Here is a 16998-nt window from a genome sequence, read left to right on the forward strand (position 1 = left end):
GTGGGGTGGGTTCGTCAGGGCGTGTCTGGGTGTGGGGGGGTGTCTGAGGTGCGCTGGGGTAGGGCGGGGTGGGTCGGGGCGTGCCTGGGTGCGGCGAGGCTGGCCGAGGTCTGCCGGGGTGGAGTGGAGTTGGTCAGCGGGCGTCTGGGTGCGGCGAAGTAGTCCGAGGTCTGCCGGGGGGTCAGCGGGCGCCGGGGTGCGGCGAGGCTGTCTGACGTCCGCCGGGACCCAGCGGGGTTGGTCAGCGCGTGCCTGGGTGCGGGTGAGCCTGTCCGGGGTCCGGTGGGGCGGGGTTGGTCAGCGTGTGTCTGGGCGCGGCGGGGCTGGCTGAGGTGCGCCAGGGGCCGGCCCGTTGGGCGAGCGCGCGCTGGTTGGACGGTCGGCGCGCGGTGGGGTGGGTTAGAGCTCGGCGTCGGGGGCGTATTGGGAGAGGGAGATTTTGGCGGCGCTGAGTAGGTCTTCCTCGGAGGTTGTGCCGGAGGCGCGGATTGCTTTGATCCAGGCGCGGACGCATTGCTCGTTGTAGGCGATTACCTCGGCGGAGTTGGCCATCTCCATCGGGTTGGCGTCGGGCGGCAGTTCGCCGTGGATGTACAGGGCGAGGCCGAGGAGGCCGCCGTCCCAGCCGGGGCCGACCCAGAGTGCGCCGGAACCGCCGGGGGCCGGGGCCTCGCTCATCGAGTGCTCCAGCTCGAGATCGGTTGAGTCGTTCGCTCCGGGGAGCAGGCGCAGTTCGAGGAGGCTGGTCGGGCCGCCGAACGTCACCTTGAACCGCTTCGGTGGCTCGCACTCCAGGATCTCGCCGCCGGCGTTGCCCTCCAGTTGGAACGAACCGCCGACCTTGAGCTCCCCGCTGACCGGCATGAACCAGCGGCGCATCCGGTCCGGATCCGTGAGCGCGTCCCATACCTCCACCGGCTCCGCCCGGTACGAGCGGCGCATCAGCACCGTCACTGTCTCGCCGGTCCGGCTGACCTCGCGCTGGACCGCGTTGATGTGCTCGAGGATGTCGATCACCTGTGGTTCCCTCTTCTGCTCGGCTGCTGGAACGGGTCTCAGAATGCCGGTGGAGGCTTATATAAGTCAACAGTGAGATAGTCACGCTGCCTCCGCTGCCGGATGCTCCGCGGCAAGCGGGAGCGGGGTGGTGGAGAACTCGTCGGGCGGGTACGGCGCGGCGGTCACCTCAGCCACGCGTGGGGTGGAGTCGAACGATTCGGCACGCGGCGGGTTCTTGACGAAGGTCGTCGTGCCTCGGCTGAGGTCGTGGCCGAGCGAGAACGCTTCGAGGATCACGCGGCTGTGCAGTTCGCCGGAGTCGTCGGTCCATTCGTGGGTCCGGAGGCGGCCGGTGACGATGACCGGCTGGCCGACCTTGACGGATTCGAAGGCGTTGCGGGCGAGTGCTCGCCAGCACTGCACCGTGTACCAAGTGGTGGGCTTGTCGACGTAGTTGTTCAGGGTCCTGTCGAACTGGCGTGGGGTGGAGCCGAGGCGGAAGGTGGTTTGCGGGGTTTGGCGGATCTCCTTGAAATCGGGGTCGCTGCCGATCCAACCGACAACTGTGAGGTACGTGTCACCAAGGCTCATGAGAGTGCCTTCCGTCGAGGAGTGGGGTGTGTTGTCGACGGAGAAGGTGCACCGATCCCGGCCACGCCGGACGGACGATGTTGGCGGCTGTGGACAACCGGTTGGGTTGTGGGGTGGGGGAGCACATAGGCTCTGGGGCATGGCGGAATTCATCTACACGCTTCGCAACGTCCGGAAGGCGTACGGCGACAAGGTCGTTCTCGACAACGTCACGCTCAACTTCCTGACCGGGGCGAAGATCGGCGTCGTCGGGCCGAACGGCACCGGCAAGTCGTCGCTGTTCAAGATCATGGCCGGGCTCGAGCAGCCGAACAACGGCGAGGCGCGGCTGGCCGAGGACGCGACGGTCGGGATCCTGCTGCAGGAGCCGCCGCTGACCGAGGGCAAGACGGTCCTGGAGAACGTCCAGGAAGGGGTCGGCGACACCAAGCAGAAGCTCGACCGCTTCAACGAGATCTCCGCCGAGCTGGCCGACCCGGACGCCGACTACGACACGCTGCTGGCCGAGATGGGTGACCTGCAGACCGAGCTCGACCACCGCAACGCCTGGGACATCGACGCCCAGCTGGAGCAGGCGATGGACGCGCTCCGTTGCCCGCCGCCGGACGCGGTCGTCGACAACCTGTCGGGTGGTGAGCGCCGCCGGGTCGCGCTGTGCAAGCTGCTGCTGCAGCAGCCGGACCTGCTGCTGCTCGACGAGCCCACCAACCACCTGGACGCGGAGTCCGTGCTGTGGCTGGAGCAGCACCTGCAGAAGTACCCAGGCGCTGTGATGGCGATCACCCACGACCGGTACTTCCTGGACAACGTCGCCGAGTGGATCCTCGAGCTCGACCGCGGCCGGACGTACGGCTACGAGGGCAACTACTCGAAGTACCTGGAGACCAAGCAGCAGCGGCTCGTGGTCGAGGGGCAGAAGGACGCCAAGCGACAGAAGATCCTGGAGCGCGAGCTCGAGTGGGTCCGGTCGAACGCGAAGGCACGGCAGACCAAGAGCAAGGCCCGCCTGCAGCGCTACGAGGAGCTTGCGGCCGAGGCGGAGCGCAACCGCAAGCTCGACATCGACGAGATCAACATCCCGGCCGGTCCGCGGCTCGGCAGCACCGTGCTCGAGGTCTCGAAGCTGGTCAAGGGCTTCGGCGACCGCAAGCTGATCGACGGCCTGAGCTTCAGCCTGCCGCGAGCCGGCATCGTCGGTGTCGTCGGCCCGAACGGTGTCGGCAAGTCGACCCTGTTCCGGATGATCGTCGGCGAGGAGCAGCCCGACGCGGGCTCGCTGAAGCTCGGCGAGACGGTCAAGATCTCGTACGTGGACCAGTCGCGCGGCGGCCTGGACCCGAAGAAGACGGTCTGGCAGCAGGTGTCCGACGAGCTCGACTACATCAAGGTGGCGAACTTCGAGATGCCGAGCCGGGCGTACGTCGCCTCGTTCGGCTTCAAGGGCCCGGACCAGCAGAAGCCGACCGGTGTCCTGTCCGGCGGTGAGCGGAACCGGCTGAACCTGGCGCTGACGCTGAAGATGGGCGGCAACCTGCTGCTCCTCGACGAGCCGACCAACGACCTGGACGTCGAGACCCTGCAGTCGCTGGAGGATGCGCTGCTGGAGTTCCCAGGCTGTGCGGTGGTCGTGTCCCACGACCGGTGGTTCCTGGACCGGGTGGCGACCCACATCCTGGCCTGGGAGGGTACGGACGAGAAGCCGGCGAACTGGTTCTGGTTCGAGGGCAACTTCGCGTCGTACGAGGCGAACAAGATCGAGCGGCTCGGGCCGGAGGCGGCGCGCCCGCACCGGGTCACGCACCGCAAGCTCACGCGCGACTGACCTACGCACAAGGGGCCCCATAGCCGAAGCGGCTTGGGGCCCCTTCGTCATTCTCAATAGTTAGCCCTTGCGCTAAGTATTGAACAGAGACAATACTTAGCCTTATGGCAAACCATCAGGAGGTCGACGGGGTGTTCGTCGCCCTGGCCGATCCCACCCGGCGCCGGGTGATCCGGCGGCTCGGTCACGGCCCGACGAGCGTCGGCGACCTGGCGGCCGAATTTCCGATCACGCTGCCGTCGTTCATGAAGCACGTCCGGACGCTGGAGTCGAACGGGCTGATCCGCACGGTCAAGGTCGGCCGGGTGCGGACCTGTGTGCTGAACCGCGAGCGGCTGGCGGTCGTGGATGACTGGCTGGCCGAGCAGCGGCGGATCTGGGAGCAGCGCACCGACCGGTTGGAGCGATTGGTGACCGACGAGGAGGACGTGTGAAGGCAGAGTTCGATCCGGAGCTGGATCTGGTCGTGGAGCGCATCATCCGGGCGCCGCGGGCGAAGGTCTGGAAGGCGTGGAGTGATCCGGGGCAGTTCGCGCAGTGGTGGGTGCCGGCGCCGGCTGTCTGCCGGGTGGTGCGGTTGGAGTTGCGGCCCGGTGGCGCGATGGTGACCGAACTGAGCGAGGACGGTACGACGTTCGCGCCGCAGCTCGATGCCAGCTTCCTGGTGGTCGAGGAGCTCGACAGGTTGGTGTTCACGAACGCGGTCGACAGCCGATGGCGGCCGGCCGATCCGGAGCCGCTGCTGATGACGGCGGAGGTGCGGTTGGCGGACCATCCCGAGGGTACGGATTATCGGGTGGTTGTGCGGCATGCGTCGCGGTCCGCTCGGGCGCTGCACGAGGAGATGGGGTTTGCTGACGGCTGGGGCACGGTTGCCAAGCAGCTTGCCGCACTGGTTGAAGGGGTGCAGTCGTGAAGCTGGTACTCACGGAGTTCGTCACGCTGGACGGCGTGAGCCAGGGGCCGGGGTCCCCGACCGAGGACACCAGTGACGGGTTCACGCGTGGCGGGTGGCTGGTGCCCTACATCGACGAGGTGTTCGTGCAACGGACGGCCGAGTGGCTGCACCGGGCCGACGGGTTGCTGCTGGGGCGGCGGACGTATGACGCGTTTGCGCGCGACTGGCCGCAGATCACCGACCCCAGCGATCCGTACACGAAGCTGATGAACTCACTGCCGAAGTATGTCGTCAGTACGACGCTGCGCGAAGGTGATTGGCAGCCCACGACCGTTCTGGCAGCCCTGGACGGTGTCGACGAGCTGAAGAAGCGGTCGGGTGGTGAGTTGCAGGTGCATGGGAGTGCCCGGTTGGGATGCAGTCTGTTGATGGCTGGGCTGGTCGATGTGGTGCGGTTGGTGGTTGCTCCAACGGTGCTTGGGGCCGGGCGGCGATTGTTCGAGCATCGGATGGACGCGGTCGGACTTAAACCGATGCGGCACGAGTTGACGCCGCGCGGACTCGCACTGTTCGAGTACGAGACCGTCGGCGCGGCGTCGGTGGGGGAGTACGAAGGGTTCAGCGCGTTTGTCTGAAGTCGTTCAGGACGGCTTCGACGACGGGGAGGTCCTCGGTGATGAGGGCCTTCCAGAGGGCCGAGCCGCGGGCGCGGGCCCAGGTCGCGTCGTCCTGGGTGACTGCTTCGCGGAAGGTGGCTCGGGAGGAGCCGGAGAAGAACGTGTAGGCGATCACCAGATCGCAGGCGGGGTCGCCGATGCCTGAGGTGCCGAAGTCGATGACGGCGGACAGGTGGCCGTCGCGGACCAGGAGGTTGCCGGAGGCGATGTCGCCGTGGAACCACACTGGCGGGCGGTCCCAGGAGGTGGCCAGCGCTGCCTCCCAGACCTCGGCCGCGAGGTCCGCGTCGATCCGGTCCTTCAAACCAGCCAGCGCCTCGATCGTCTCGTCGTGGTAGTGCTGCAGTGCTGCGCCTCGGTAGAAGCTGTGGGCGCCTGCCAGCGGGCCGCCGGTTGTGTCCGCGCCCTGCAAAGCGAGGATGAAGTCTGCGATCGCCCGCGCAAACGCGTCGAGGTCGGCAACAGAGTCAACCGATGCGGTTTCGCCTGAGATCCAGCGCCTGATTGCCCAGGGATGTGGATAGCCGAGGCCGGGTTTGCCGATGGCCACGGCCGAGGGGATCTCGACCGGTAGTACCGGGGCCAGGCGGGGGAGCCAGGTGTGTTCCTTCTCGACGGCGGCGACATAAGACTCGGCCGTGGGGAGGCGGGCGGTCAGCTCGGTGCCCAGTCGGTACGTCCGGTTGTCCCAGCCGTCGACCTTCACCGGGGTCACCGGCAGGTCGGCCCACTGCGGGAACTGTTGCGCGATCAGTCGCCGTACCAGCTCTGCATCGATGCCGGCGCGACCGTCCTGGTGAAATTCCGTCACGGCGCAAGCGTCCCGGACCGGGACTCCGGGCTCAAAGCGTTTAGTCCGGGGCTACAGCGTTGTCGACCGAGTCCTTGAGGAACTCCGAGATGACTCGCAGTTCCTCGACGCTCCGGCTGGCCAGAAGTTGATGCATCCGCTCGCCCTGTTCGGCGTACAGCGGGACCAGCTTCTCCTGGATCTTCTCCAGTGACGGCGTCACGACGACCTTGCGCCGGTCCCTCGGATCCGGCTGGCGGGTGACGAAGCCGTGCGCTTCCAGCCGGTCGATCACGCCGGTGATCGTCCCTGACGTCAGACCGGTGTGCTCGGCCAGTTGCCGGGGCGTGAGCGGTCCGTACGTCTGCAGCAGCGTCATGAACTGCGAGTCGCTGCCGCCGAGGCCGACCTTTGCGGAGACCGCGTGGTTGTAGAGCACGGCTTCGGCGATGAAGCGGATCATCCGCTGCTGGATCTCGCCGGCGAGCTCTTCTCGGGAACTGGTCATGGCTACCTCAGCATAGGGCTTGCATTTCTCTCGGATTTCCAAGATACTCGAATCACCGAGATACTTGAAGGGACGAGAGATCATGAAGGTGCTGGTAATCGGCGGCGGAACGGGTGGGCTGGCATTGGCGCACGGCCTGAAGCGCGCCGGAATCGAGGTGACGGTGTTCGAACGCGACGCACTGCGGACCGAGGGTCTGCACGGCTACCGCGTCGGCATCGACCCGGACGGCAGCCGCGCCCTGAGCGCGTTACTGCCGAAGGAGCTGTACGACACGTTCGTCGCGACCAAGGCCCGCGACCCGAAGTACTTCAACATGCTCACCGAGGACCTGAAGGAGGTCCTCTCGATGGAGATCCCGCAGTCCACGGATCCGGTCGAGAGCGAGAAGTCGATCAGCCGGATGACGCTGCGGCAGGTCCTGCTGACCGGGCTCGAGGACGTGGTCGAGTTCGGCAAGGTGTTCACCCGCTTCGAGCAGTACGACGACCACGTGACGGCGTACTTCGCCGACGGGACCGAGGCCACCGGGGACCTGCTGGTCGCCGCGGACGGCTCGGGCTCCCGGGTACGGCGTCAGTACCTGCCGCAGGCGAAGACCGAGGAGACCGGGATCGTGGCGATCGCCGGCAAGCTGCCGATCACCGACGAGAGCGCGAAGCTGGTGTCGCCGAAGGTGTTCGAGGGCATCTCGATGATCAACGCGCCGCGCGGGCTGTTCTGCATCATCCACGTGATGGAGTTCCAGTGGGACCGCGACGGCCGGGTGAAGAACGGCATCGGCGGCAACACCGAGGAGCTGATCCGGCGCTGGCCGGGGTTGCAGTTCGACAACACCCGCGACTACATCAACTGGGGCCTGTCGGCGACCCGCGACAAGCTGCCGCCGAACATCATGGACCTGCGCGGCGAGGAGCTCGTCCGTACGGCCCTCGAGCTCACGCCGGACTGGCATCCGAATCTGCGCCGGCTGTTCGAGCTGACCGATCCGGGCACGTGCTTCCCGGTGAACATCTGGACGTCGGTCCCGCTCGAGCCCTGGCCGAGTACGAACGTCACGCTGATCGGCGACGCGATCCACACCATGACGCCGGGCCGGGGCGTCGGCGCGAACACCGCGCTCCGGGACGCCGTGAACCTGTGCCGTGAGCTCATCGAAGTCCGGGACGGCCGCAAGGATCTGGTCGCGGGAGTGCATGCGTACGAAGCGAAGATGATCGAGTACGGCTTCGACGCGGTGATCAAGTCGCGGGCCCAGATGACCTCAGACGACCCGATGCACAAGCCGGTGGTCGGCCGGATGATCCTGGCCGGGATGCGGACGGGGATGCGCGCGGTCAACCACCTGCCACCGGTCAAGCGGCGGATGCGCGACAAGATGATGGCCTACCGCGGCGCCGACCGGGACGAGCTCGCGCTGGAGATCACCCCGGCCCGCGCCACCAGCTGACTCAGCGCTGGCCGATGTGCTCCGAGACGGCGTCGAAGACGCGGCCGACGGCGGCGAAGTCCTCCGGGCTGGACAGATCGACCAGGTTCTCCCGGACGCCCTCCACGTGGTATGGCGCGGCCTGCTCGAGCAGGGCGAAGCCGGCGTCGGTCAGCTCGGCCCAGACACCGCGCTTGTCGCTCGTGCACGACGTACGGCGGACCAGGTCGGCGGCCTCCAGGCGGCCGACGGTGTGCGTCAGCCGTGACCGGCTCTGGTGCAAGCGGTCGGCCAGGTCGGCCATCCGGAGCCGCCGGTCGGGCGCCTCGGACAGCCGGACGAGGATCTCGTAGTCGTTGATCCCCAGGCCGAACTGGCGAAGGTCGTCGTCGAGCTTCGCCATCAGGCGTGCGGTCCCCAGCAGGTACGCACGCCACGCCACCTGCTGCTCGGCGTTCAGCCACCGAGTCCCCGTGTCCATCTCAGTCTCCATCGTCACGTGAACAGTGTACCGGGAATGTAGTTGACTTTTAAACCGTTACTGCCTACTGTCGTAGTCATCGGTTGAAGTTTTAACTATAGACCAGGCTGCGTCGCCCCCGACCAGTTCGAACACTTTTCCCGAGAGGACCCCATGAGCGACACCACCACCGGCACCCCGACCAGCAGCATCCCCGGCCTGGTCGCCGGCACGTACGCCCTCGACACCGCGCACAGCGAGGTCGGCTTCACCGTCCGGCACCTGATGACCAAGGTCCGCGGGACCTTCCAGGAGTTCAGCGGCGAGATCGTCGTGAAGGACACCATCGAGGACTCCGCCACCTCCGTCGAGATCGAGCTCGCCTCGGTGCACACCCGCAGCGAGCAGCGCGACGGGCACCTGCGATCCGGCGACTTCTTCGACGCCGAGAACAGCCCGAAGATGACGTTCGTCAGCACCGCCATCAAGCCCGAGGGCGACGACTACGTGCTGGCCGGCGAGCTGACCATCAAGAACGTCACCAAGCCGATCGAGCTCGCGGTCGAGTTCCTCGGTGTCGACCAGAACGCGTACGGCCAGACCATCATCGGTTTCGAGGCCTCCGCGTCGATCAGCCGCAAGGAGTGGGGCATCGACTTCAACGTTCCGCTCGAGGGTGGCAAGCTGCTGATCGGTGACAAGGTGGACATTCACCTGGACATCCAGGCAGCTCTTCAGGCCTGATCTCCGCAGTATCCGAGCAGCATCCGAAAGGCCCCGCACCAGCTGGTGCGGGGCCTTCGCTATGCCTGGACCATGCGCTCGGCGAGGTCGGCGTACAGCTTGCCGAGGGCGGCGGGGTCGCCGCGGTGTGGTGTGTACCAGCGGGCCACGTCGATCGAGAGGGACAGTACGGCGAGCGTCGTACCGGGAAGGTCTGTGACGGCGAAGGATCCGTCGGCGACACCGTCGGCGAGGACCTGCTCGATCTGTGCCGAGATGGCCCGGCGGATCGTCGCGACCTCGGCCATGTGTTCGGGGGACAGCGCGGCCAGTTCGTACTGCACCACGCGGGCGATCGTGTGGTGCTCGGCGTGCCAGGCGGTGAACGCGGCGACGAGCGAGCGCAGACGATCGGCAGGAGTGGAACCGGTGTCGGCGGAGCGCAGGACCTCGAGGGCGGCGTTGTGGCCGTACAGGCTGATCTCGAAGAGCAGGCGCTCCTTGGACGGGTAGTGCACGTACAGGGCGGCGGGGCTCATGCCGGCGCGGGAGGCGATGTCGCGGGTCGTCGTGGCCTGGTACCCGCGCTCGGCGAACGCGTCGACGGCGCCCGTCAGCAGCCGGCGGGCGGCGGCCGGTTGGACGTGCTCCCAGACCATCGGGTCGGTGACTGCGGACACGTTGACACCTTGCACCAAACGCGTGAAGCTAAGCAAGCGCTTAGCCACTCGTCTCACACCTTGGGGAGGCCTAGATGGAGCGCGTCATCTTCAACGAGGACCACCAGGCATTCCGTGCCAGCGCGAAGGAGTACTGCGACCGCTCGCTGGTGCCGCGGATGGAGCAGTTCCTCGAAGAGAAGACGATCGACCGTGCCGTCTGGCTGGAGGCCGGAAAGCAGGGCTTCCTCGGGCTCGACGTGCCGGAGGAGTACGGCGGCTCGAGCGTCGGCGACTACCGGTTCAACGCGGTCTTCGCCGAGGAGGTCTCGAAGGTCTCCGCGTCGCTGTCGAGTTGCTTCGGCATCCACTACGACTGCGCCGCGCCCTACTTCGTGGACCTCGGCACCGAGGAGCAGAAGCAGCGTTGGCTGCCGAAGTTTTGCTCCGGCGAGTACGTCGCCGCGATCGGGATGACCGAGCCGTCCGGCGGGTCGGACCTGGCCGCGCTGAAGACGAGCGCGAAGCGGGCCGACGGCGGCTGGGTGCTGAACGGGTCGAAGACCTTCATCACCAACGGCGACATGGCCGACCTGGTGATCGTCGCGGCCCGGACCGATCCGTCCAAGGGTGCGAAGGGCATCACGCTGTTCGTGGTCGAGGAGGGGATGGACGGCTTCGCCCGCGGCCGCAAGCTGGACAAGGTCGGCCAGACCGAGTCCGGTACGTCCGAACTCTTTTTCGAGGACGTTTTCGTTGCCGATGACAACGTCCTGGGCGAGGTGGATCGCGGCTTCATCCACATGATGGAGCGGTTGGCGCAGGAGCGGATCGGGGCCGCGGTGTCGAACATCGCGCACGCCAGCCAGATCCTGGCCGAGACGATCGACTACGTGAAGCAGCGGAAGGCGTTCGGCCAGCCGGTCGGTTCGTTCCAGTACAACAAGTTCCTGGTCGCCGAGCTGGTCACCAAGGCCGAGGTGACCCAGGCGTACGTCGACAACGCGATCGTCGCGCACGACGAGGACCGGCTGTCCGCGGTCGACGCCGCGAAGACCAAGTGGTGGAGCGCGCACGTGCAGAACGAGATCCTGGACGCGTGTGTCCAGCTGCACGGCGGCTACGGCTACATGAACGAGTACCGGGTGGCCCGCGCCTGGCGCGACGCCCGGGTGACGAAGATCTGGGCCGGTTCGAACGAGATCATGAAGGAACTCATCGGCCGCGATCTGGGGCTGTAGAAAGGGAAAACGAGATGCCTGAAGCAGTCATCGTGTCGACGGCCCGTTCGCCGATCGGCCGCGCGTACAAGGGATCGCTGACCTCGATCCGGCCGGACGATCTCGCCGTCCAGATGATCAAGGCGGCCGTCGACAAGGCCGGGCTGACCGGGGACCAGATCGAGGACCTGGCGCTCGGCTGCGCGGAGCCGCACGACGAGCACGGCGGGAACATGGCCCGCCGGGTAGCGGTGCAGCTCGGCTGGGACAACACGCCGGCGACCACCGTGAACCGGTTCTGCGCGTCGTCGACGCAGACCGCGCGGATGGCGTACCACGCGATCAAGTCCGGTGAGGGCGACATCTTCGTCAGCGCCGGCGTCGAGTGCGTCTCGCGGTACAAGAACTTCGGGTCCGCGGGCGTCGGTGACCCGAGCTCGTTCAACCCGGTCTTCACCGACGCGGTCGCGCGGACCGAGAAGTACGCCGAGACCAACGACACCTGGCACGACCCGCGCGAGGACGGGCTGATCCCGGACATCTACATCGCGATGGGCCAGACCGCCGAGAACGTCGCGACGCTGCGCGGCATCAGCCGCGAGGAGCAGGACGTGTTCGGAGTCCGCTCGCAGAACCTGGCCGAGAAGGCGATCGGCAACGGGTTCTTCGAGCGCGAGATCGTGCCGGTGACGCTGCCGGACGGGACCGTCGTGAGCAAGGACGACGGCCCGCGCCCGGGCACGACACTGGAGGGCGTCAGCGGCCTGAAGCCGGTGTTCCGCCCGGACGGGACCGTGACGGCCGGCAACTGCTGCCCGTTGAACGACGGTGCCGCGGCGGTCGTGATCATGAGCGACACGAAGGCGCGGGAGCTCGGCCTGACTCCGCTGGCGCGGATCGTGTCGACGGGTGTCAGCGGACTCTCGCCGGAGATCATGGGCCTCGGTCCGGTCGAGGCGTCGAAGCAGGCGCTGGCCCGGGCCGGGATGAGCATCAACGACATCGACCTGGTCGAGATCAACGAGGCGTTCGCGGTCCAGGTGATCGGTTCGGCGCGCGAACTCGGCATCGACGAGGACAAGCTGAACGTGCACGGCGGCGCGATCGCACTTGGGCACCCGTTCGGGTCCACCGGTGCGCGGATCATGACCACGCTGGTCAACGGCCTGCAGTTCGAGGACAAGCAGTTCGGGCTCGAGACGATGTGTGTCGGCGGCGGGCAGGGGATGGCCATCGTGCTCGAGCGCCTCAGCTGATGACGCTGGAGAACCGGACGGCGATCGTCACCGGAGCCTCTCGTGGGATCGGGCTGGCGGTCGCCCAGCGCCTGGTCGCCGACGGCGCGCGCGTCGTCATCACCGGGCGGACGCAGGAGACCCTCGACGAGGCCGTGAAGACCTTGGGCGGTCGTGAGCACGCGCTGGCGATCGCGGGCAACGCTGCGGACGCGTCGCATCGTGGGGCGGCCGTCGCGGCTGCGGTAGCGACGTACGGGTCGGTGGACCTGTTGGTGAACAACACCGGCATCAACCCGATCTACGGGAAGTTGCTGGACGTCGACGCCGGAGTGGCGAGCAAGATGGTCGACACCAATGTGCTCGCAGCGATCGCCTGGGTGAAGGCCTGCCGGGATGCGTGGATGCGGGAGCACGGCGGTGCCGTGGTGAACCTGTCGTCGGTGGCCGGTCTGGCGCCGTCGCCCGGCATCGGGTGGTACGGCGCGACCAAGGCCATGCTCTCGCGGGTCACCCAGGAGCTGGCGGTCGAGCTGGCTCCGGAGATCCGGGTGAACGCCGTGGCTCCGGCTGTGGTCAAGACCAAGTTCGCCGGAGCCCTCTACGAAGGGCGTGAGGACAAGGTCGCCGCGACGTACCCCTTGGGTCGTCTGGGCCGGCCGGAGGACGTCGCTTCGCTGGTGTGGTTCCTGTTGTCCGACGAAGCGTCGTGGATCACCGGCCAGACCATCACGATCGACGGCGGCCTCACGCTGAACGGCGGCATCGCCTAAGGCATCGGCCGAGGCCGGCTGACGTCGCCGACCTCCTCTCACGGAGTCGGTTCAGAGATATATAAGACATCTTCTGTCTCATATTGTTGCCGTCATGCGAGCGGACCGGTTGTTGCAGATCATCCTGTTGCTGCAGCGGCACGAGCGGCTGTCGGCGCGGGAGTTGGCGGAGCGGCTGGAGGTGTCGACGCGGACGGTCATGCGCGACATGGAGGCGCTGTCCGCGGCCGGCGTACCGGTGTACTCCGAGCGCGGGCGCAACGGGGGCTGTGTGCTGCTCCCTGGTTACCGTGCCGACGTCAGTGAACTCACGCCGCGCGAGGCGCAGGCCCTGTTCGCGTGGTCGGGGCGGGCCGCGCTGTCGGACGAGCTTGGGCTGCAGGACGCACTGCACTCCGCCATGGGCAAGCTGTCCGCCACACTGCCCGTGGAGCTCCAGGGGGAGGCCGACGCGTTGTCCGGCTCCATCGTGGTCGACAGACGGCGCTGGTTCGCGGAGACCGAAGACACCGGTGCTCTGCCGGTACTACGCCAAGCGGTCGTCACCCGCCGCCGGGTGCGGCTGCGGTACGCCTCAGCACGTGAGGGCGTGCAGCAGCGCACGGTCGATCCATGGGGTCTCGTGGAGCAGGCCGGGCGCTGGTACCTCGTCGCGGCGCATCGTGGTGCGGCGCGGATGTACCGGGTGTCCCGCGTCCAGGAGGTCGACCTGCTCGAGGAGACCGCGGACCGGCCGGAAGGACTGGACGTGCGTGCGGAGTGGGAGCGGTTGCGGTCCGGGCTGGAGCAGCACGCGCCGGTCGGCGTCGACGTACTGGTGCGAGTCCGGCCGGACAAGACTGAGCTGATCCGGCGGATCGCGTCGCCGATGCTGGCGAAGGGCGAGGTGGCCCGGGAGGTGCCGTCCGACGACGAGTGGCCGCACCTGCGGTTGCACTTCCGGGTCCGGGAGGCCGCGTGCGGCGTACTGCTCGGGTTCGCCGGTGATCTGGAGGTGCTGGATCCGCCGGACCTGCGGCTCCGGATGCTGGAGCTCGCGCAGGCCGCGCTGGCGACCTACGGCTGACGGGTCGCGACGAACGTCTGCCGGAGGATGACGTTGCCGTCGGCATCGATGTCCTCGTTGCGCCAGTTGAACCCGTCGACCGTGATCCCGGTGAATTCCCAGCGGGTGCTCGCGGTCTGCGACTCCAGCGTGATCGTGTCCCCGCTCGCCCGCGCGACGAACGGCATCACGAACGCCGCCTTCGGCCCCATCCAGGTCGAGCGGAACGCCTGCAGTTCGGGATCGTAGATCCGGATCGACAGTCCCCACTCGCCGTCGCCGTCGGTGGCGCGCGCGACCCGGCTCGGCGTGATCCAGACGTCGGCGACCGCCCGGCCGTCGAGTGCCCAGGCGAAGTGCCACTCCCCCTGGGTACGGCGGGTGACGGCGCCGGTCTCGTCGTACCAGGCGACGTCGAGGTCCCAGCTGCCGATCAGCGGGGCGAACGGGCGGAAGGCGTCGGCGTACTCCGCGCGCGGACGGGTGGACACCATCAGGTCGGCGAGAACTCGAGCGGCCGACGCGCCGTCGTTGAGCTGCATGGTCCCCAGGCTAGGACAGCGCAGGTGCGGACGCCCCGCCGCCGGTGACCCCGTCGCGTGCAACCACGATGGCACTTCCGGCGGTCGGGGCATTCAGTCCGACAGCACCGCGTCACTCTAATACGAGTTCGGCGCACAGCCGAATCACGAGACCGGCAAGATCCTGTCTCTTAATGCGTGGCGGCTTCCGGGCCCGCTGGTTAGGGTCCGGGACATGACGACGAGGGCGGTGGTACGGCTGGCCGTCGCGGCCGATGCCGGGGCGGTGGCGGCGGTACGGCGGGCGGTCTACCCGTACAAGGCGATGTCGGCGGCCGCGGTGGCGCACATGATCACCGTGCAGTCGCCGGGGGAGCGGTTCCTTCCGCTGGTCGCGCTCCGCGACGGCGAGGTCGTCGCCTGGGGATCGGCCGGCCTGAACGTCTGGACCAGTGAACCCGGGCAGGCCGAGGCCATCGTGTACGTGCATCCGGAGCATCGCCGCCAGGGCATCGGCGGCGCGCTCGCCGAGCGGCTGCACCAGCACTTGAGTGAGGTCGGCGCGGTTCGGGTGCGGACGTTCGTACACCCCGACGGTCTGAAGTTCGCCCACAAGCTCGGGTACGACGGGACGCGGCAGATGCACTTCTCCGGCCTCGACCTGACCAAGGAACTGCCCGAGCAGCCGCCGACGCCCGATGGGATCAAGCTGGTCAGCTTCGCCGACCTCGACCCGCGGACGGCGTACACCGCGGACACGGTCGCGTCGCTGGACGAGCCGAGTGACTCGCCGCTGGACGCCGTTGAGTACGACATGTGGCTCGAGGAGATCTGGAACGGCCCGTCGATGGACAAGTCGCTCAGCGTCGGCGCGATGGCCGGCGACGAACTGGTCGCTTTCACCGTGGTCGAGACCGCCACCGACCGGATGTGGTCGGGCATGACCGGCACGATCCCGGGCTACCGGGGCCGAGGCCTCGCCAAGCTGGTGAAGTCGGTCGCACTCCGCCGAGCGGCGGCGGCCGGGATCACCGCGGCGTACACCTCGAACGACGACGAGAACGGCCCGATGCTTGCCGTCAACAACTGGCTCGGCTACCAACGCGTCCAAACCGAACTCGGCCTACTCCGAACGCTGGACAGCGACGCGTGACGACTTCGAGGGGTTCGGACGACAGTCGATGTGACGGGTTCGCGGTTGGTGCTTGGGCGGTCTGAGACGGAGCTGTAATCGGGTTACTTCTGGTATGCACCTGAAAGCGCGTTAGATTCCGGGGTACTTGATTGGAGTGCCCAAGGAGTTTCGGATGGAGATCAGGGCGGCGGGTCCGGGAGATGTCGAGCAGGCGTTGGCGCTGCACGACGAACTCGTTCCGTACCTGGTGATCACCCGGGGCGGGCTGGTCCGCAGGCTGGACAAGCCGTCCGAGCCCGGGCGAGCCACCTTTGCCGCGCTGGTCGACGGGGAACTGGTGGGCTGGGCAACGACCGGGCTGATCGGCGGGTCGGATCCGCTGGACGGCGAGCTGCGCGTGCTCGTCCGGCCGGAGTACCGGCGGCGCGGCATCGGGACGCAGTTGCTGGAGGCAACGCACGCGAACCTGTGCGACGCGGGCGCGAAGAGCGCACGGGTGTTCGCGGACCCGGCCGCGGTCGGGTGGGCGTCGCGGTTCGGGTACCGGCAGACACGGCAGGTGCACTACGCGGGCATCGACCCGCGGAAGGCACCGGAGCAGCCCGAGCCGCCGAGCGCCGTACGGCTTGTACCGCTCACCGACGTCGAGCCGGAGGCGCTGTACGCCGCCGATGTGGTTGCCCAGCGCACCAAACCGGGCGACGCGAAGATCTCGGCCCGGCCGTACGGCGAATGGCGCACCGCGGTCTGGGAGTCGGCCGACACGGTCCTCGACCTGAGCATGGCCGCGCTCTACCGGGACCAGATCGTGTCGTTCACGATGGGGCTCGGCGACCACACGATGATCTGGTCGAAGATGACCTCGACGCTTCCGGAGTACCGCGGCCGCGGTCTGGCGAAACTGGTGAAGTCCGCGGCCCTGCACCGCGCCGCGGACGCCGGCGTGCAAGGCGCGTACACCGCGAACTACGACGGCAACCTACCGATGCTCGCGGTCAACGAGTGGCTCGGCTATCACCGGATCGCCACGCACGCCGTCCTGATCTGCCCCCTCTAGGGGACGAGCAGTACGACGGTCTCGGCGACGCAGGCGGGCTTCGTCGAGTTCTCCAGTTCGATCACCCAGTTGAGCGACACCTGGACACCGGCCGGGGTCTCGACCGCGTTGGCGATCGAGGCGCCCGCGCGCACCCGGCTGCCGACCGGGACCGGCGCCGGGAAGCGGACCTTGTTCACGCCGTAGTTGAGCTTCGCGGTCACCCCGTCGACCTGGAACAGCTCGTCACCGAACCGCGCGATCAGGCTCAGCGTCAGGTAGCCGTGCGCGATCGTCCCGCCGTACGGGCCCTTGGCCGCGCGCTCGACGTCGACGTGGATCCACTGGTGGTCACCGGTCGCATCGGCGAACTGGTTCACCTGCTCCTGGGTGATCTCCAGCCACTCGGTCTCACCGAGCGTGCTGCCGACCGCATGCGCCACCTCGTCGACACCGTTGAAGCTTCGCGGCATGCCC

At 67.8% G+C, this 16998-nt stretch carries 20 protein-coding genes; 12 read left to right on the forward strand and 8 right to left on the reverse strand.

What is annotated here, in order from left to right; all coding sequences use genetic code 11:
* Positions 1–399: 399 nt before the first annotated feature.
* Together FB475_RS25930 and FB475_RS25935 are read right to left on the reverse strand one after the other, a co-directional pair.
* Positions 400–1017, reverse strand: a complete 618-nt coding sequence (locus FB475_RS25930; protein ID WP_238332411.1) for an SRPBCC family protein — start codon at positions 1015–1017, stop codon at positions 400–402.
* Positions 1018–1098: 81 nt separating this feature from the next.
* Entirely contained in the window at positions 1099–1590 is a 492-nt protein-coding gene (locus tag FB475_RS25935) for a single-stranded DNA-binding protein (RefSeq protein ID WP_185759436.1), read from the reverse strand.
* A 139-nt stretch (positions 1591–1729) separates the two neighbouring features.
* Between FB475_RS25935 and ettA the strand changes: the two genes are divergently transcribed.
* From ettA to FB475_RS25955, 4 genes are all read left to right on the forward strand, one after another.
* Entirely contained in the window at positions 1730–3412 is a 1683-nt protein-coding gene (ettA, locus tag FB475_RS25940; RefSeq protein WP_141859150.1) for an energy-dependent translational throttle protein EttA, read from the forward strand.
* 104 nt (positions 3413–3516) lie between these two features.
* Entirely contained in the window at positions 3517–3846 is a 330-nt protein-coding gene (locus FB475_RS25945) for an ArsR/SmtB family transcription factor (RefSeq protein WP_141859151.1), read from the forward strand.
* Entirely contained in the window at positions 3843–4328 is a 486-nt protein-coding gene (locus tag FB475_RS25950) for an SRPBCC domain-containing protein (RefSeq protein ID WP_141859152.1), read from the forward strand. Before FB475_RS25945 ends, FB475_RS25950 begins: the two co-directional genes overlap by 4 nt.
* Positions 4325–4945 (forward strand): dihydrofolate reductase family protein, encoded by a 621-nt coding sequence (locus tag FB475_RS25955; protein WP_141859153.1) that lies wholly within the window; start codon positions 4325–4327, stop codon positions 4943–4945. The genes FB475_RS25950 and FB475_RS25955 overlap by 4 nt, the downstream gene beginning before the upstream one ends.
* Here the strand turns inward: FB475_RS25955 and FB475_RS25960 are convergent.
* Together FB475_RS25960 and FB475_RS25965 are read right to left on the reverse strand one after the other, a co-directional pair.
* Positions 4929–5798 carry an aminoglycoside phosphotransferase family protein gene (locus FB475_RS25960; protein ID WP_141859154.1) on the reverse strand — a complete coding sequence of 290 codons (870 nt, stop codon included), beginning with the start codon at positions 5796–5798 and terminating at the stop codon, positions 4929–4931. The genes FB475_RS25955 and FB475_RS25960 overlap by 17 nt on opposite strands.
* A gap of 40 nt (positions 5799–5838) precedes the next feature.
* Positions 5839–6285, reverse strand: coding sequence for a MarR family winged helix-turn-helix transcriptional regulator (locus tag FB475_RS25965; protein ID WP_238332412.1), 447 nt, complete (start codon positions 6283–6285; stop codon positions 5839–5841).
* An 82-nt stretch (positions 6286–6367) separates the two neighbouring features.
* On the opposite strand from FB475_RS25965, the gene FB475_RS25970 reads away from it, so the two are divergent.
* Positions 6368–7735, forward strand: a complete 1368-nt coding sequence (locus FB475_RS25970) for an FAD-dependent oxidoreductase (protein ID WP_141859155.1) — start codon at positions 6368–6370, stop codon at positions 7733–7735.
* Position 7736: 1 nt separating this feature from the next.
* Here the strand turns inward: FB475_RS25970 and FB475_RS25975 are convergent, their stop codons facing one another.
* Positions 7737–8195, reverse strand: coding sequence for a MarR family winged helix-turn-helix transcriptional regulator (locus FB475_RS25975; RefSeq protein ID WP_141859797.1), 459 nt, complete (start codon positions 8193–8195; stop codon positions 7737–7739).
* A gap of 153 nt (positions 8196–8348) precedes the next feature.
* Between FB475_RS25975 and FB475_RS25980 the strand changes: the two genes are divergently transcribed.
* Positions 8349–8918, forward strand: coding sequence for a YceI family protein (locus tag FB475_RS25980; RefSeq protein ID WP_141859156.1), 570 nt, complete (start codon positions 8349–8351; stop codon positions 8916–8918).
* A gap of 59 nt (positions 8919–8977) precedes the next feature.
* On the opposite strand, the gene FB475_RS25985 is transcribed toward FB475_RS25980, so the two are convergent.
* Entirely contained in the window at positions 8978–9577 is a 600-nt protein-coding gene (locus FB475_RS25985; protein WP_202878509.1) for a TetR/AcrR family transcriptional regulator, read from the reverse strand.
* A gap of 74 nt (positions 9578–9651) precedes the next feature.
* Between FB475_RS25985 and FB475_RS25990 the strand changes: the two genes are divergently transcribed.
* From FB475_RS25990 to FB475_RS26005, 4 genes are all read left to right on the forward strand, one after another.
* Entirely contained in the window at positions 9652–10797 is a 1146-nt protein-coding gene (locus tag FB475_RS25990; protein WP_141859157.1) for an acyl-CoA dehydrogenase family protein, read from the forward strand.
* 14 nt (positions 10798–10811) lie between these two features.
* Positions 10812–12032, forward strand: a complete 1221-nt coding sequence (locus FB475_RS25995) for an acetyl-CoA C-acetyltransferase (RefSeq protein WP_141859158.1) — start codon at positions 10812–10814, stop codon at positions 12030–12032.
* The gene (locus tag FB475_RS26000) at positions 12032–12784 is read left to right on the forward strand and encodes an SDR family oxidoreductase (protein ID WP_141859159.1); all 753 of its coding nucleotides are present in this window, start codon (positions 12032–12034) and stop codon (positions 12782–12784) included. Before FB475_RS25995 ends, FB475_RS26000 begins: the two co-directional genes overlap by 1 nt.
* A gap of 94 nt (positions 12785–12878) precedes the next feature.
* Complete coding sequence (locus FB475_RS26005) at positions 12879–13850, forward strand: helix-turn-helix transcriptional regulator (protein WP_141859160.1); 972 nt, start codon at positions 12879–12881, stop codon at positions 13848–13850.
* Here the strand turns inward: FB475_RS26005 and FB475_RS26010 are convergent.
* Complete coding sequence (locus FB475_RS26010) at positions 13841–14371, reverse strand: hypothetical protein (RefSeq protein ID WP_141859161.1); 531 nt, start codon at positions 14369–14371, stop codon at positions 13841–13843. The genes FB475_RS26005 and FB475_RS26010 overlap by 10 nt on opposite strands.
* 214 nt (positions 14372–14585) lie before the next feature.
* Between FB475_RS26010 and FB475_RS26015 the strand changes: the two genes are divergently transcribed.
* A complete protein-coding gene (locus FB475_RS26015; protein WP_141859162.1) occupies positions 14586–15503 on the forward strand; it encodes a GNAT family N-acetyltransferase in 918 nt (305 codons plus the stop codon).
* Positions 15504–15657: 154 nt separating this feature from the next.
* On the forward strand, positions 15658–16542 hold the full coding sequence (locus FB475_RS26020; protein ID WP_141859163.1) for a GNAT family N-acetyltransferase: 885 nt from the start codon (positions 15658–15660) through the stop codon (positions 16540–16542).
* On the opposite strand, the gene FB475_RS26025 is transcribed toward FB475_RS26020, so the two are convergent.
* On the reverse strand, positions 16539–16994 hold the full coding sequence (locus FB475_RS26025; RefSeq protein WP_141859164.1) for a MaoC family dehydratase: 456 nt from the start codon (positions 16992–16994) through the stop codon (positions 16539–16541). The two genes, FB475_RS26020 and FB475_RS26025, sit on opposite strands and share 4 nt — an antisense overlap.
* Positions 16995–16998 lie beyond the last annotated feature (4 nt).

Source organism: Kribbella jejuensis (assembly GCF_006715085.1).
GTDB classification, from domain to species: Bacteria; Actinomycetota; Actinomycetes; order Propionibacteriales; family Kribbellaceae; genus Kribbella; species Kribbella jejuensis.